Origin of the sequence: Mesorhizobium sp. BR115XR7A (assembly GCF_020165315.1) — a bacterium.
Classification (GTDB): domain Bacteria; phylum Pseudomonadota; class Alphaproteobacteria; order Rhizobiales; family Rhizobiaceae; genus Mesorhizobium; species Mesorhizobium australicum.
In genome coordinates, this window is record NZ_JAIUHW010000006.1 from 238,581 (window position 1) to 251,853 (window position 13,273).

The 13,273-nt window shown below is 62.5% G+C and carries 13 protein-coding genes; 5 read left to right on the top strand and 8 right to left on the bottom strand.

Annotated elements, in window-relative coordinates; translation table 11 throughout:
- Nucleotides 1-32 precede the first annotated feature (32 nt).
- Entirely contained in the window at nt 33-734 is a 702-nt protein-coding gene (locus tag LB557_RS15285) for a response regulator transcription factor (protein ID WP_010912942.1), read from the bottom strand.
- Between the two features lie 344 nt (nt 735-1,078).
- Here LB557_RS15285 and LB557_RS15290 point away from each other — a divergent pair, with 344 nt between their 5' ends.
- On the top strand, nt 1,079-2,689 hold the full coding sequence (locus LB557_RS15290) for a phosphoenolpyruvate carboxykinase (RefSeq protein ID WP_224643263.1): 1,611 nt from the start codon (nt 1,079-1,081) through the stop codon (nt 2,687-2,689).
- A 23-nt stretch (nt 2,690-2,712) separates the two neighbouring features.
- Here LB557_RS15290 and LB557_RS15295 read toward each other — a convergent pair whose 3' ends face one another.
- The gene (locus tag LB557_RS15295; RefSeq protein ID WP_015314355.1) at nt 2,713-3,540 is read right to left on the bottom strand and encodes an oxidoreductase; all 828 of its coding nucleotides are present in this window, start codon (nt 3,538-3,540) and stop codon (nt 2,713-2,715) included.
- A gap of 81 nt (nt 3,541-3,621) precedes the next feature.
- On the opposite strand from LB557_RS15295, the gene LB557_RS15300 reads away from it, so the two are divergent.
- The 3 genes from LB557_RS15300 (at nt 3,622) to lysM (ending at nt 5,628) form a co-directional block, all read left to right on the top strand.
- Entirely contained in the window at nt 3,622-4,548 is a 927-nt protein-coding gene (locus LB557_RS15300) for an AraC family transcriptional regulator (RefSeq protein WP_224643262.1), read from the top strand.
- Nucleotides 4,549-4,628: 80 nt separating this feature from the next.
- On the top strand, nt 4,629-5,066 hold the full coding sequence (arfB, locus tag LB557_RS15305; protein ID WP_140615117.1) for an alternative ribosome rescue aminoacyl-tRNA hydrolase ArfB: 438 nt from the start codon (nt 4,629-4,631) through the stop codon (nt 5,064-5,066).
- Nucleotides 5,067-5,157: 91 nt separating this feature from the next.
- Nucleotides 5,158-5,628 (top strand): peptidoglycan-binding protein LysM, encoded by a 471-nt coding sequence (gene lysM / locus LB557_RS15310; RefSeq protein ID WP_015314352.1) that lies wholly within the window; start codon nt 5,158-5,160, stop codon nt 5,626-5,628.
- Nucleotides 5,629-5,698: 70 nt separating this feature from the next.
- Here the strand turns inward: lysM and LB557_RS15315 are convergent, their stop codons facing one another.
- Nucleotides 5,699-7,897, bottom strand: a complete 2,199-nt coding sequence (locus LB557_RS15315) for a TonB-dependent siderophore receptor (protein WP_224643261.1) — start codon at nt 7,895-7,897, stop codon at nt 5,699-5,701.
- A gap of 237 nt (nt 7,898-8,134) precedes the next feature.
- On the opposite strand from LB557_RS15315, the gene LB557_RS15320 reads away from it, so the two are divergent.
- Complete coding sequence (locus tag LB557_RS15320) at nt 8,135-8,764, top strand: alpha-ketoglutarate-dependent dioxygenase AlkB family protein (RefSeq protein ID WP_015314350.1); 630 nt, start codon at nt 8,135-8,137, stop codon at nt 8,762-8,764.
- A gap of 59 nt (nt 8,765-8,823) precedes the next feature.
- Here the strand turns inward: LB557_RS15320 and LB557_RS15325 are convergent, their stop codons facing one another.
- The 5 genes from LB557_RS15325 to LB557_RS15345 are packed head-to-tail and all read right to left on the bottom strand — an operon-like array spanning nt 8,824 to nt 13,249.
- Nucleotides 8,824-10,308 (bottom strand): nucleotidyltransferase family protein, encoded by a 1,485-nt coding sequence (locus tag LB557_RS15325; protein ID WP_140711628.1) that lies wholly within the window; start codon nt 10,306-10,308, stop codon nt 8,824-8,826.
- A complete protein-coding gene (locus LB557_RS15330; protein ID WP_015314348.1) occupies nt 10,308-10,985 on the bottom strand; it encodes a glycosyltransferase family 2 protein in 678 nt (225 codons plus the stop codon). The genes LB557_RS15325 and LB557_RS15330 overlap by 1 nt, the downstream gene beginning before the upstream one ends.
- Before the next feature lies 1 nt (nt 10,986).
- Nucleotides 10,987-11,739 carry a glycosyltransferase family 2 protein gene (locus tag LB557_RS15335; RefSeq protein WP_015314347.1) on the bottom strand — a complete coding sequence of 251 codons (753 nt, stop codon included), beginning with the start codon at nt 11,737-11,739 and terminating at the stop codon, nt 10,987-10,989.
- Nucleotides 11,736-12,785 (bottom strand): serine kinase, encoded by a 1,050-nt coding sequence (locus tag LB557_RS15340; protein WP_140711626.1) that lies wholly within the window; start codon nt 12,783-12,785, stop codon nt 11,736-11,738. Before LB557_RS15340 ends, LB557_RS15335 begins: the two co-directional genes overlap by 4 nt.
- A gap of 32 nt (nt 12,786-12,817) precedes the next feature.
- Nucleotides 12,818-13,249: a PqqD family peptide modification chaperone gene (locus tag LB557_RS15345; protein ID WP_140615104.1), complete on the bottom strand. Its 432-nt coding sequence runs from the start codon at nt 13,247-13,249 to the stop codon at nt 12,818-12,820.
- Nucleotides 13,250-13,273 lie beyond the last annotated feature (24 nt).

Genomic DNA, 13,273 nt, shown 5'->3' on the forward strand with positions numbered 1-13,273 from the left:
CTGGGGACCGCTTTTGCTCGACATACATCAAATTACGCTTCGCGGAACCGATATCCGACTCCGTAAAGGGTTTCGATCATCTCGAAGTCGTCGTCGACAGCCTTGAACTTCTTGCGCAGCCGCTTGATGTGGCTGTCGATCGTACGGTCATCGACATAGACCTGCTCATCATAGGCCGAATCCATCAGCGCATCACGGCTTTTTACCACGCCGGGACGCTGCGCCAGCGAGTGCAGGATCAGGAACTCCGTGACGGTAAGCGTCACCGGCTCACCCTTCCAGGTGCAGGTATGGCGTTCCTGGTCCATGACGAGCTGGCCACGTTCGAGCGAGCGGGCCTGCTGACTCGGCGCTTTTGCCGCGGCCTCGCGGGCGCTGGCACGGCGCAGCACGGCGCGTACCCGCTCCACCAGCAGGCGTTGCGAGAACGGTTTCCGGATAAAGTCGTCGGCGCCCATCTTGAGACCGAACAATTCATCGATCTCGTCGTCCTTGGAGGTCAGGAAGATCACCGGCAGGTCGGATTTCTGGCGCATCCGGCGCAGCAGCTCCATGCCGTCCATGCGCGGCATCTTGATGTCGAGGATGGCGAGATTAGGGGGCCTGGCCGCCAGGCCTTCCAGCGCGGACGCACCATCCGTGTAGGTCTCGACACGATATCCCTCGGATTCGAGGGCGATCGATACCGACGTCAGAATGTTGCGGTCGTCATCGACAAGCGCGATTGTTGCCATTTCAAGCGGCTCCCTCATGAGCTGTCCCTTCTGTCGTAGAGAAGGGGCTTTTGCAGGACAAATTAGGTACAAAATGTGGCATAGGCCTTAACCGCTGTCACGCGCGGGGTGCCGCCGGCCACAATCCGACCTCGACATGGATTGGACGAACGAACCTCGCCAATCCTTTGGGCAACCGTGAAACTTTTCGCATATATAAACGATTTAAACAACTTTCAAAATATTTAAATCGATTAATGATTTGATATCATTTGGCTTTTCTGGTTCTGACCATCCTAGCCTGCTTAGTGGGTGTGCCGGAAATGCGCCGGCAAAGATGCGGCAAATCTTGAAAAGGGTCACCAATGTCGGAAGTCGGCAAACGCAATCCTGCCTGCGCGATCGATCGTGTCGGTCTGAAAACCTCTGGCACGGTGCGTTACAATTTCGGTGCGGCCGCGCTCTACGAGGAAGCGATCCGGCGCGGTGAAGCCCGGCTGACCGCGCATGGCGCGCTGCTCGCCGAGACCGGCCAGCACACCGGTCGCTCGCCCAAGGACAAGTTCATCGTCCGCGACGCCGCCACCGAGCCGCAAGTCTGGTGGGACAACAACAAGGCGATCTCGCCGGCACAGTTCGACGCCTTGCTCGCCGATTTCCAGACCCATGCCGGGGACAAGGACCTTTATGTGCAGGATCTGGTCGGCGGTGCCGACGCGGAGCTCAAGCTGCCCACCAGGGTGATCACCGAACTTGCCTGGCACTCGTTGTTCATCCGTAACCTGCTCATCCGTCCCGAGGCGGCCGAACTCGAACACTTCGTGCCCGGGATGACGATCATCGACCTGCCGTCCTTCCGCGCCGATCCCGGCCGCCACGGCAGCCGCACCGAGACGGTGATCGCCGTCGACCTGACGCGCAAGATCGTGCTGATCGGGGGCACCTCCTACGCCGGCGAGATGAAGAAGTCGGTGTTCACCATGCTCAACTACCTCCTGCCGGAGAAAGGCGTGATGCCGATGCATTGCTCGGCCAATGAGGGACCGGCCGGCGATGCCGCCATCTTCTTCGGCCTGTCGGGAACCGGGAAGACCACGCTGTCGGCCGATCCGTCGCGCACCTTGATCGGCGATGACGAGCACGGCTGGGGTCCGCACGGCATCTTCAATTTCGAAGGCGGCTGCTACGCCAAGACGATCAAGCTGTCGGCGGAAGCCGAGCCGGAGATCTTCGCCACCACGCAGCGCTTCGGCACCGTGCTGGAAAACGTCGTACTCGACGCCGATGGAATGCCGGATTTCAATGACGGGCGGCTCACCGAAAACACACGCTGCGCCTATCCGCTCGACTTCATCCCCAACGCCTCGAAAACCGGGCGCGCCAGTCACCCGAAGAACATCATCATGCTGACCGCCGACGCTTTCGGCGTGATGCCGCCGATCGCCCGGCTGACGCCGGCGCAGGCGATGTATCATTTCCTTTCCGGCTACACGGCCAAGGTGGCCGGAACGGAAAGGGGCGTGACCGAGCCGGAAGCGACTTTCTCGACCTGTTTCGGCGCGCCGTTCATGCCGCGCCATCCGTCGGAATACGGCAATCTTCTGCGCGAGCTCATCGCTCGCCACGGCGCCGATTGCTGGCTGGTCAACACCGGCTGGACCGGCGGTGCCCATGGCACCGGCAAGCGCATGCCGATCAAGGCGACGCGCGCCTTGCTCGGCGCTGCCCTCGACGGCTCGCTGAAGGCAGGCGCTTTCCGCACCGACGCCAATTTCGGCTTCGAGGTGCCGCTGGCGGCGCCTGGTGTCGACAGCGCCATCCTCGATCCGCGATCGACCTGGGCCGACAAATCGGCCTATGACCGGCAAGCGGCAAGGCTGGTCGGCATGTTCGCCGTCAATTTCGAGAAGTTCGAAAGCCATGTCGACGCCTCCGTCCTCGGCGCGGCGCCGCACATGCAGGAAGCGGCGGAATAGGCGCAGGCAGGACGTCGGTGCCGTCAGCCGTCGGTCGAGACAGTGACAGACTTCCACACCTCGATTTCCTGCCGGAGACGTTCGATTCTGTCCGACACGAGCTTGAGAGCATCGCTGCCAAGCAGAAGCTGCGGCGGCGGATCACTGGCGTCGACCAAGCCTAAAACGGCGGCTGCCAGTTTATCGGGATCACCGAGCTGCTTGCCGCTCTTTACCTGTCGCGCCTCACGTATCGGATCAAAAAGCGCGTCGTAGTCAGTGATTGATCTCTCTGTGCGGACCATTGATCGTCCAGCCCAATCCGTCCGGAACGAGCCGGGGCAGACCGCGGTCACGCGGACACCGAACGGGGCCATTTCCGAACGCATCACCTCCGATATGCCCTGGAGCGCAAACTTGCTGCCGCAATAGTAAGCAATGCCGGGCATGGTAATCATGCCGCCCATCGACGTGACATTGACGATGAATCCACGACGTCGCTCCCGGAACCGGGGAAGAAAAGCCTTAGCGACGGCGACAGCGCCGAAGACATTCACGTCGAACTGACGCCGCATCTCTTCGATCGGCGACTCTTCAAGCACTCCCTCATGCCCATAGCCGGCATTGTTGATCAGCACGTCAACCGGTCCATGTTCGTTCTCCGCCTGCCTGACGACGTCGGGTATGGCGTCGAATTCCGTTACGTCGCACAGTACCGGTCGAACTGCGGTAAGAACGTCGGCGAGCGCTGCGCGTGATGTCTCCGAGCGAACGGCGCCAATCACCTTATGGCCGATCTGGATAGCCGCGGAAGCTATGGCCAAGCCGAAGCCGGAATTCGCGCCGGTGATAAAGAAGGTCTTCTGTGACATGATCCGCAAGCTTTCCTTGATTGGTGATGAGTTGACAAATATTATGAGGAACCGAGGGTTTCGATCGCGGATTCTCTGAATTTGTTGCCAAATCCTATTCCTCCCAAACACGGACGATCCAAGCTGGTCGAGTTGGCCGGAGCTCTCGCCCCTCGTCGCGGCTACAATCCGACCGCGTTCAGCCGCGTCCGCATACTCCGGACGGAAGCCGTGCTTCACGACATCCCGGTCCTCTATAAGCCAGGCGCGGTGTTCGTATTACAGGGAAGCAAGCAAGGTATCCTCGAAAGGGAAATCTACCTCTACGACGAGGAACACTATCTGGCGGTTTCGGTGCCCGTTCCATTCCGCATGAAATCGATGGCCAGTTCGGAGCGACCATTGCTTGCGGTCTATGTTGAGTTCGATATGCAGATGGCAGCCGAGCTCGCCATGCAAGCGCAGATGCATGCCGAACCGGCGAGCGGCAAGTCGCGAGGTCTCGTGTCAAGCAGGATGGCCCCCGAAATAGAGGATGTCCTGCTGCGCCTCCTTGTAGCACTTCGCAGCCCCGTTGAAGCTCTCGTCCTTGGTGACGGCATTCTGCGCGAACTGCATTACCGGGTGCTGGTCGGCCCGCAGGGCGGTGCAATGCTCGCGGCGCTGCAGCAGAAAGGTACGTCCGGAAGGATTATCCAGAGCCTGGCCTGGTTGCGAGAGAACTACGGTTCTGAAATTTCGATCGGCGATCTGGCAAAAGACGTGGGCATGAGCGTTCCTTCCTACCATGTTCATTTCAAGAGCCTGACCGGCAACAGTCCAATGCAGTACGTGAAGGCGATACGGCTCCACGAAGCACGATTGATGATAGCACGCCAGAACAGGACGATCGCAGAGGTCGCGGCTTTGGTAGGCTACGCGAGCCCGTCCCAATTCAGCCGCGACTTCAAACGGCATTTCGGGCGCACGGCATCGGAAGAGACGAAATGGCTTCGTCGCCATCTTGGCGAACTCGCCTGGGCGTCGTGATCAGGATCGTATATGTCAGTTAGGGGCTGCGCTTTCGATCGGGCCTTTTCTTTTTCGGTCCGCCGCGCCATGACTGCGGCATGCCGATCGACGACGACATCATCATATCGGGCGAAGCCGTGATTCACCCGGGCGACCTGCACGAGGATTTCATCCGCTCGTCCGGTCCCGGCGGCCAGAACGTCAACAAGGTGGCGACGGCGGTGCAGCTTCGCTTCGACGCGCGGAACGCCGAGGGCCTATCGGACCGCGTACGCGAGCGGACCATAAAACTTGCCGGCCAGCGCGCCACCAAGGATGGTGTCATCGTCATCGAGGCCGGACGCTTTCGCACACAGGAGCAAAACCGCGCCGACGCACGGACCAGGCTGGCGGCACTGGTGGCCAAGGCCGCAGAACCGCCGCCGCCGCCGCGCAAGAAGACACGGCCGTCGAAAGGCGCGGTCGAGCGTCGGCTGAAGAGCAAGGCCGGGCGCGGTACGATCAAGAAGCTGCGCGGTCGCGTGGAGAGCGATTAAGCAACACGCAAATCGTGCCCGCAAAACCACTTTCAATTTTGCGTTGCGGATGCGAGGTTTCCCTTATTGCCACAGCAAGGGAGACCTAGAGATGGGTATGTTCGATTTCGTCAAGAACGTCGGCAAGAAGCTCGGCATCGGCGGCGACGAGGAAGCCGCACCCACCGCCGACACGCTCAAGAAAGAGCTCGATTCACACAAGCTCGGTACCGATGGCGTGCAGGTCGTTGTCCAGGGCGATACGGCGGTGCTGAAGGGCGTCGTCAAGGACCAGTCGATCTTCGAAAAGGCGGTCATCGCCGTCGGCAACACGCTGGGCGTCTCCAAGGTGCAGGCTGACGAGTTGCAGGTCGCGCCGGCTTCCGGCACGGCGGCCGCAGCCAAGGAGCCGACTTTCTATACGGTCCAGAAGGGCGACAATCTCTGGAAGATCGCCGAAAAGAGCTATGGCAAGGGCCAGGGCGCCAAGAACACGGTCATCTTCGAGGCGAACAAGCCGATGCTGACCCATCCCGACAAGATCTATCCGGGCCAGGTTCTGCGTATTCCAGAACTTGGCTAATCGCCGGGCATGGTTGTATCAAAACGCTGAAATCAGTGCGCCGCGCGTCCGAAAGGCGCGCGGCGTTGCCTTACCAGCGGCGCTTCAGCGAAGCCGTGATGTTGCGGCCCTGGCCGATGTAGCAATAACCGGAATTGCACACCGTCGCGCGGTCATCGGCAATGTTGCGGACGGCGAAAGCGGCCGAGACACCTTCATACCTCTTGTCGATGGCGCCGAAATCGTAGGACGCCGAGGCATCGAGATAGACGGCGGCATCGTTCTTGGCGGTGTTTGACGTGTCGGTATAGGTCGCGCTCTGCAGCCGCACGCCGGCTCCCACCGAAAGGCCGGGTGCCGCACTGCCCTCGTCGAATTTGTAGTTCGCCCAGAGGCTCGCGACATGTTCGGGGGTGACGGCGGGGACCTTGTCCAACTCCGTCGAGTCAGGGCCGGCGCCCGTGATCTCGGCATGGTTGTAGTTATAGGCCGCGATCACGTCGAGCCCGTCCATGACGGCCGCGCGGGCTTCCAGTTCAAAACCATTGCTGGTGACCTCGCCCAGTGAACGATAGGTGCCCGCATTGGGATCGACGACTACCGGCTTGTTCTTCTCGACCAGATGGTAGGCGACCGCGGACAGCAGGATATCCGTTCCCGGTGGCTGGTACTTGACCCCCAGTTCGAACTGTTCGCCCTTCGTAGGCTGAAGAATGCCGCCGCCATCGGCCGAGCGGTTCGAGATCGGTTCGAATGACGTCGCGTAGCTGGCGAAGGGCGCGACGCCGCTATCGAACAGATAGAGGGCGCCGGCCTGCATGCTGAAGGCGTTCTTGTCCACCGTTTCGGAACCGCCCCCAAAATAGTCGCGCGTCTGCTCGACCCAGGTCTGGCGGCCACCGAGCGTGAAACGCCATTTGTCCAGTTCGACCTGATCCAGCGCATAGACGCCGGTCTGGCTCAGATCCGCGTCGGACGCAGAGAACGTGGTGTCCGGGGTCGGGCCGGAGAAACCGTAGGTCGGGTTGGCAATGTCGAAATCGTAGGCCGGATCGGGCGGATCGAACCCATAGCCGAAGGACGAGGTCAGGTTCGTGTAGTCGAGGCCGAGAAGCAGCGTGTGGGCGAGCGCCCCGGTGTCGAACCTGGCCTCGACCTGGTTGTCGGCCTGGAAAACGTTCATTTCGTCGCGAATTGAGGTCGCATAACGATGCGCGACCGTACCTGTCCAACCGGAAACCGCGAGATAGCGCGACCTCAGGTCGAGATGGGAGTATCGTACATTCTGGCGCACCGTGATGCCGCCGTCGAAATCGTGCTCGAACTTGTAGCCGACCTGCTGCTGCCGGATCTTCTGATGGTCATAGTCGGGGTCGCTCTCGCGCAGGGTGTGGACCTTTCCCGACGGATCGGTGATCACGCCGACATTGGAATCGGTCTCGTCCGCCTGCACCAGCCCATAGATGGTGAAGGACGTCGCGGCGTCCGGATTCCAGGTGAACGACGGCTGCAGCAAATAGCGGTCGTCGGCGATGTCGAAATTGGTGTCGCCGTTTCGCGCCAGGCCGACGATCCTGTAGAGGAAATCGTCACTGCCCTTGGTGACCGGGCCGCCGAAATCGAAGGCGGCCTGCGCCCTGTCCTTCGTGCCATAAAGCAGTTCGACTTCCCTGATCCTGTCCTCGGTCGGCAGCTTGGGCACCTTGTTGACGATGCCTGCCGGCGTTCCCGCGCCGTAAAGCACCGATACCGGTCCCTTGATCACCTCGACGCGTTCGAGCGAATAGGGGTCGGTGCGGAACGTGCCGTAGTTGATATAGGGCTGGCGCAGGCCGTCCTTGTAGTCGCCGAGCGTGGTTGCGTCGTAGCCCCTGATATAGATCTGGTCGAATCGCGGGTCGAATCCGTAAGCGCCGGTGCTGACGCCTGAGGAATAGCGCACCGCCTCGATAATGTCCTGCGCGCCGCGCTCCTCGAGTTCCTTGCGTGTCACCACCGAGACGGAGCGGGGCGTTTCGATGAGGGGCGTGTCCGTCTTGGTCGCACCGGAGCTGCGCTTGGCAGCCACCGTCCTGTCGTCCTCACGGGACGTGTCGCCGCCGGCCTCGCCGCTGACCGTAATGGGCTCGAGCACGGTGGCGCCGCCCGATGCCTGGGTGCCTGCCTGCTGGGCGGAGGCTTGGTAGGCACCAGCCAGCGTCGCCAGGCATGTCGTGGCAAGCAGTCCTCGCCGCGACCAGATGCAGCCCCGTTCGATCGCGTTGAAGCCTTGAAGAAATGTCACTTCCATATCCCTCGCTCTCGTTGGCTGCCTGCGGCTTCGCTGGACGCGGAAGCTGAAAATTCTTGTGTCAACCGGTCCGGTTCTAAATCTTGACTATGTTAGTCATCTTTGTTCGTCAACCGCCATTTGGCCAAGACGAATTCGCTGCGGCCATCCCTCGTAAAAACCACGACCGCTTTCGGGTCGCCGTTTTCGTCTGGCGGTGGCATGCTGAGGCTCCGAACCATTCACATGAGCCAACCCATGCTCGTTCTGCCCAAAGGCATCCGTCACATGCCGGCCCATCTGTCCCGCGCCGTCCAGGAGACGCTGGTCGAGGAGGTGAGAAGCATTGTCCAGCAGGCGCCGCTGTTCGTGCCGGCCATGCCTCGGACCGGCAAGGAGATGAGCGTGCGCATGACCAATTGCGGTCCTCTCGGCTGGGTCACCGACAAGGAACGCGGCTATCGCTACCAGCCGACGCATCCGCTGACCGGAGAGCCGTGGCCGCCTATCCCCGACAGTCTGCTAGACCTGTGGCGTCAGGTGTCGGGCTATCCCAATCCACCGCAGGCCTGCCTGATCAATTTCTACACGCCGGAAGCGAAGATGGGCCTGCATCAGGATCGCGACGAGGCCGATTTCTCGGCACCCGTCGTCTCCGTCTCGCTGGGTGACGATTGCCTGTTCAGGGTCGGCCAGACAACCCGCGATGGCGCCACCAAATCGTTCAGGCTCAAAAGCGGCGATGTCGTCGTGCTTGGCGGCGAGGGCCGTCTTGCCTTCCATGGCGTCGACCGCATCTATCCTTCGACCTCGGCGCTGCTCAAGAACGGCGGCAGGATCAATCTGACGTTGCGGCGGGTGACGAAGCCCGACGAGGGCGCCGTATAGGCGAGGGTTCGCGCCCCGCACGGCGCCGCCGACCTTTGGGCGACCAGCGATAGTTCAGTTCAGCGCAGCGGTGAAAAAATCGCCGAGACCAGATGGAAAGGCAAAGCGCCGTAGGTGGCGACCGTCGCCTGATCGTCCCATTGGCGGAACTGCCGGGACGGTCGCGCTTCCAGCGTCAGGGCATGCTGTCGGCCATCGAACGTAACCTTGCCGCGAAAGCACAGCACCCGCTCTCCACCAGACCGGCTGATGGCCATCGCACGCAGACGCGCGACGTGGTCGTCGCCCACATTGATCTCCATTTCGATGCGGCGCCGGACCGGCGGGACGCTGATCCTGATCGTGATGTCCAGCATCATCTCCCCTGCCGTCGCAGGGCACGGTATGGTCTGCGAGAAGGCCAGGGGCGACTGTCCTTCCAGCGGCTCGCGAGGTGCCTGCCTGCCGCGCCATGCTCTGCCGCGCCATGCCCTGGCGGGCGGCTCCTGCCGCAGCCGACCGCTCTTGCGTCTCAGCCGCAACTGCTTGGCAAAGCCGCGCGACAGCCAGGTCAGCCTGCCGAAGTCGGTTCGCGGCTTGGCCTGCAGCACCGCCGACCAGCGTGCAAGGCCGGTGCGGTCGGCCATGTCCAGCACGCGCGCCAGCACCTTGTCAGGCACCGTCACGCCAACAGCGAGCGCAAGGTAGGAAAGCGCCACCGCCGCGGCAACGGCAAGGCCACGCCTGGCGACGACATCGAGGAACACGTCCCAGTCGACGCCGCCGGTGCGAATGGCCACCGCGCAATCGACCAGCCAATCGCTGTGGGTATGGGCATCGAGCCCGCCATGCGCGATGGCGAGCGCGATGCGATCCGCGGGCGACGGCACCAGCACGCCGACACCGCTGAATTCGGCCGTCGCCGCGCGCTGCCAGATCGCCTGGTCATCCTCGTCGCTTTGCTGCGAGCCGTCATAGGCAAGCTGGTGCAGATCGATATCGCCATAACTGCCCTTGAAAAAATTCATCGAGCGCAGCGACGCCAGCCTTGTCCTCAGATATTGGGGACTCACCCCGGTGGCGATCTGCCAGTCGCCGTCGCGCAGCACGCCGAATGCCGCCGGCATGTCCTGCGGCCGCACCAATATGTCGATGTCGTGCGCCACCCGGCCACGCTGCGCCGAGGCGTTCAAGGCAATGCGGCTGGCACCCTTGATCAGCATCACCAGGCAGCCGGAATCCGTCATCGCCTGCAGCGCCGGTTCGGCCTCGCGCATCGCCATGCGCGACTTGGTCCACAGCATCTTTTGCAGGCCGACAAGGCGCGGATAGGCGGATTGGCCGGCCAATTTCCGGCCGAACCGATCGCAGATCGCGGCCAGCAGCCGGTGTTCCCTGAAGGAGACAAGGTCGATGTCGTTCGCGCTTAGCCACTGCATGGCGCAACCGGCGGCCGCGTCCTCATCGACAAGAAGGGCAGCCTTGAGCAGTTGGTCGAGCCCGCCCGTCGGCCAGGACCAGCCATAGTCCGGGAAACGTCGGCTGATGCGGCGAATGCCCGCCATCAGCCCGCGCCGGCCTTGTTCCGGGCCCGTCGCAGCATGGCGAGCCGCGCCACTTCGAGATAGCCGCGGTCGCGCGCCGCATCGCGGCCATAGGACAGGCTGCCGGGCCTGATGCGGCGCAGCGCCAGCACCTCTTCCACCATGTCGAGGGCAAGGCCCGTCTCGCGTGCCCGCGCGATCCAGTCGATCATTTCGCCGCGGCCGCCCGGCGGATCGACGATTGGTCCGACGGTCTCGGCGGCCTCGCGCCGGATCAGCATCGTGGTCCGCGACCAACCGGGTACGATCGCGTCCTCGGGTGCATCGGGCCGGTCATTGCGGAAGTTTCGCAAATGGCAAAAAACGCCCGACGTTGCGGGATGCCTTTCGAGATGCGCGAGCTGTGTTTCGGCCTTGCTCGGCAGCCACAGATCGTCGGCATCGAGCGTTGCAATGAGCGGCGTCGACAAGGCGGCGATGCCCCTTGTCGTGGCGCTCCCAGGTCCGGCATTTGCCTGGCGCAGCAATTGCAGCGGCAGGTCCGTTCCGCCGATCGCCGCCGCGAGATCGTCGCTGGATCCATCGTCGACGATCACCACCAGCTCAGGCCGCACTGTCTGCGCCGCGACCGATCGCAGCGTCTCGGCGATGGTGCCGCTGGCGTTGAAGGCCGGTATGACGACGCCATAGCTCCGCATGCTACATGAAGCGCCAGTTGGCGAGTTCTTTGACATCGAAGATGCCTTCGATCCCGCGCAGTGAAGGGTCGGCCTTGCGCCGTTTCATCGATTTGTGGATGGCCCGCAAGAATTCCCGAAGGGATGTGTCGACCTGCTTTGTCATGTTGCCGGGATGACGTCGGTAGTAAAGCGATACGGTATCCGGCAGGACGAATCTGGGGCCGCTTTCAAAGGTGCGCAGCAGGTAGTCGGTGTCTTCGGCCTGGCCGAAGGCCTCGTCGAAGCCGCCGATCCGTTCGATGAGCTTACGCGAGAAAATGCCTGACGACAGATGAATTCCCCGCACGGTCATGAAATGGCTGCCGGGGCAGGGTTCCAGCAGATCATCGTCGATGTGTTCGACCATCATCATCAGGGAATAGGTAAGCTCCAGAGCGGGGTCGGCGTCAAAGCATGCGATATCGGCCTTGAATCGTCCCGCAGGCGAGACATCATCCGAATCGAGGAACGACACGAGCTCCGTTTCCGGCGTGAGCAGTCTGAGACCAGCGTTGCGAGCCCGGGTCACGCCCATGTTCTCTTGCCGGAAAAGACGAATGCAGGGGTTCTCGGCCATCATCGAACGCACGGCCTCCGGCGACCCGTCGGTCGAGCCGTCGTCGATCACGATGATGTCGAGATCGGCGGCATCTTGCTGCCGCACGAGCGAGCGCAGCGCCGAGACGACATAGCGCTCGCGATTGTACACAGGCATGATCACGCTGAGCTTCACCGGGCGCCTCGTGTCAGGAAATCCTCGATCGTGCGGGCGATCTCTGCCGGGTCGATGCCGAGGGACAAACGGAAGCACGGCAGGTGGCGCGTCAATTCGCTGAAGAAGCGAAAGCCGCTTTCGCGCTCGCCCGGCATCTGGGCGATGCCGGACGGCGCCAAGGCAATCATGGCATCCCTGCGCGACACCGGCATAATCGAACTTGCTCCGCCTCCGCTGATATGTGGCACCACCAGCGCGACGATGTCCAGCATGGCGGGCACCGGCCGAGGCGCGATATCATGAATATGGAACGTGTGCTTGCCTTGCCAGTTCAGCGGGCCTTGCGCCGTTAGCCGCTGCCGCAGGCCCAGCCGGGCGAAACCTTCCGTGTCCTGCTTCAACGTCGAAAAAAGGGGGCGCGCGGTCACGCCGTCGGTGAGATCGATCAGCACATAGTCGTCGCCGACACTGTCGAGCCCGTTAAGCAGGCCGGCGGCGACGGTCCCCGATTTCCCGGCCCCGCCCGAGCCGGCAAGCAGAATACCGTTGCCGTCGATGCCAAGCGTGCCGGCATGCGTCAGCCGCATGCCGCGCGCGGCATATTCCCAGTGCAGGAAGGCGCGCAGCGGTGCTCCCGGCTCCCAGGGCGGAAAGGCATCGGCCGAGGCCATCAGCTGCACGCCGACGCGGCGGTGCGGATCGTAGACCTGCCAGAAATCCAGGTCGTGGAAATGGTGCCCGCGCAAACCGGCTTCGGCGAGCCGTTTGGCAAAACCGTGCTCGGTGAAATGGGCATCGCCCCAGTGCGCCGGCTCCGGGATGCCGTCAATGCCGGGATGCGCGATGAAGATGCGACCCGTGGACGGTGCCGGCTGGTCATGCCCGGGCTCGACAAAAGCATGGCCCAATGCATCGGCAAGCACGCCGTGACCGAGATGCACGGTCAGTTCAAGCCAGGGCAGGCGAACCTTTCGCATGGTCGGATAGCACGCGGCCGCGCCTTCAGCGGCGGCGATGAGATACCTGGCGTAATCCGGCAAGGTTTCGAGCGTGACGCGCGGCATCAATCGCCTTCCATCACGCTGCGGCCGCCCCGTCAGGAAGCCTGCTTGACCGCCGGCCAGCCGAGAGGTTCCTCGACCTCGTGGATGGGATCAACGACGATCAGGTCGGCGAGGTCGTCGTGAATGCTCACATTGAGCGGCTCGTTCGTGGCGGCAAGCTCGGCAGGCAAATCGCCCGGCAAAGGCTGCGCCGCCGCGTCCAAGCGCACCAGCAAACCCAATTCGAGCAATTGCGATATGAAGCGTTCGAGTTCGGCCTGGCCTATTGTCGAGCCGCCGGCGCTCAGCCCGACCAGAGCCTGGGCGTCCGCGCCGGATGAAAGCGCCTGCCATACCTTGCTGCCGGAATCGGAAAAGCCGAAATATTTGCCATTGGCAAGATTGAGCACCACGGCCTCGCCATCGAAAGATTCGAAAACGATATCCCGGCTCGCTACCGCATAGGCGTGGGAGTCATGCGTCATTGTTGCCCCGTCCTGCATTTCCTG

What these genes read in the sequence shown, in the direction of transcription:
- arfB (WP_140615117.1), top strand. Translation starts at nt 4,629, where the DNA reads ATGCCGATCGACGACGACATCATCATATCGGGCGAAGCCGTGATTCAC.
- lysM (WP_015314352.1), top strand. Translation starts at nt 5,158, where the DNA reads ATGGGTATGTTCGATTTCGTCAAGAACGTCGGCAAGAAGCTCGGCATC.
- LB557_RS15295 (WP_015314355.1), bottom strand. Translation starts at nt 3,540, where the DNA reads ATGTCACAGAAGACCTTCTTTATCACCGGCGCGAATTCCGGCTTCGGC.
- LB557_RS15320 (WP_015314350.1), top strand. Translation starts at nt 8,135, where the DNA reads ATGCTCGTTCTGCCCAAAGGCATCCGTCACATGCCGGCCCATCTGTCC.
- LB557_RS15345 (WP_140615104.1), bottom strand. Translation starts at nt 13,249, where the DNA reads ATGACGCATGACTCCCACGCCTATGCGGTAGCGAGCCGGGATATCGTT.
- LB557_RS15340 (WP_140711626.1), bottom strand. Translation starts at nt 12,785, where the DNA reads ATGCCGCGCGTCACGCTCGAAACCTTGCCGGATTACGCCAGGTATCTC.
- LB557_RS15290 (WP_224643263.1), top strand. Translation starts at nt 1,079, where the DNA reads ATGTCGGAAGTCGGCAAACGCAATCCTGCCTGCGCGATCGATCGTGTC.
- LB557_RS15315 (WP_224643261.1), bottom strand. Translation starts at nt 7,897, where the DNA reads ATGGAAGTGACATTTCTTCAAGGCTTCAACGCGATCGAACGGGGCTGC.
- LB557_RS15285 (WP_010912942.1), bottom strand. Translation starts at nt 734, where the DNA reads ATGGCAACAATCGCGCTTGTCGATGACGACCGCAACATTCTGACGTCG.
- LB557_RS15325 (WP_140711628.1), bottom strand. Translation starts at nt 10,308, where the DNA reads ATGGCGGGCATTCGCCGCATCAGCCGACGTTTCCCGGACTATGGCTGG.
- LB557_RS15330 (WP_015314348.1), bottom strand. Translation starts at nt 10,985, where the DNA reads ATGCGGAGCTATGGCGTCGTCATACCGGCCTTCAACGCCAGCGGCACC.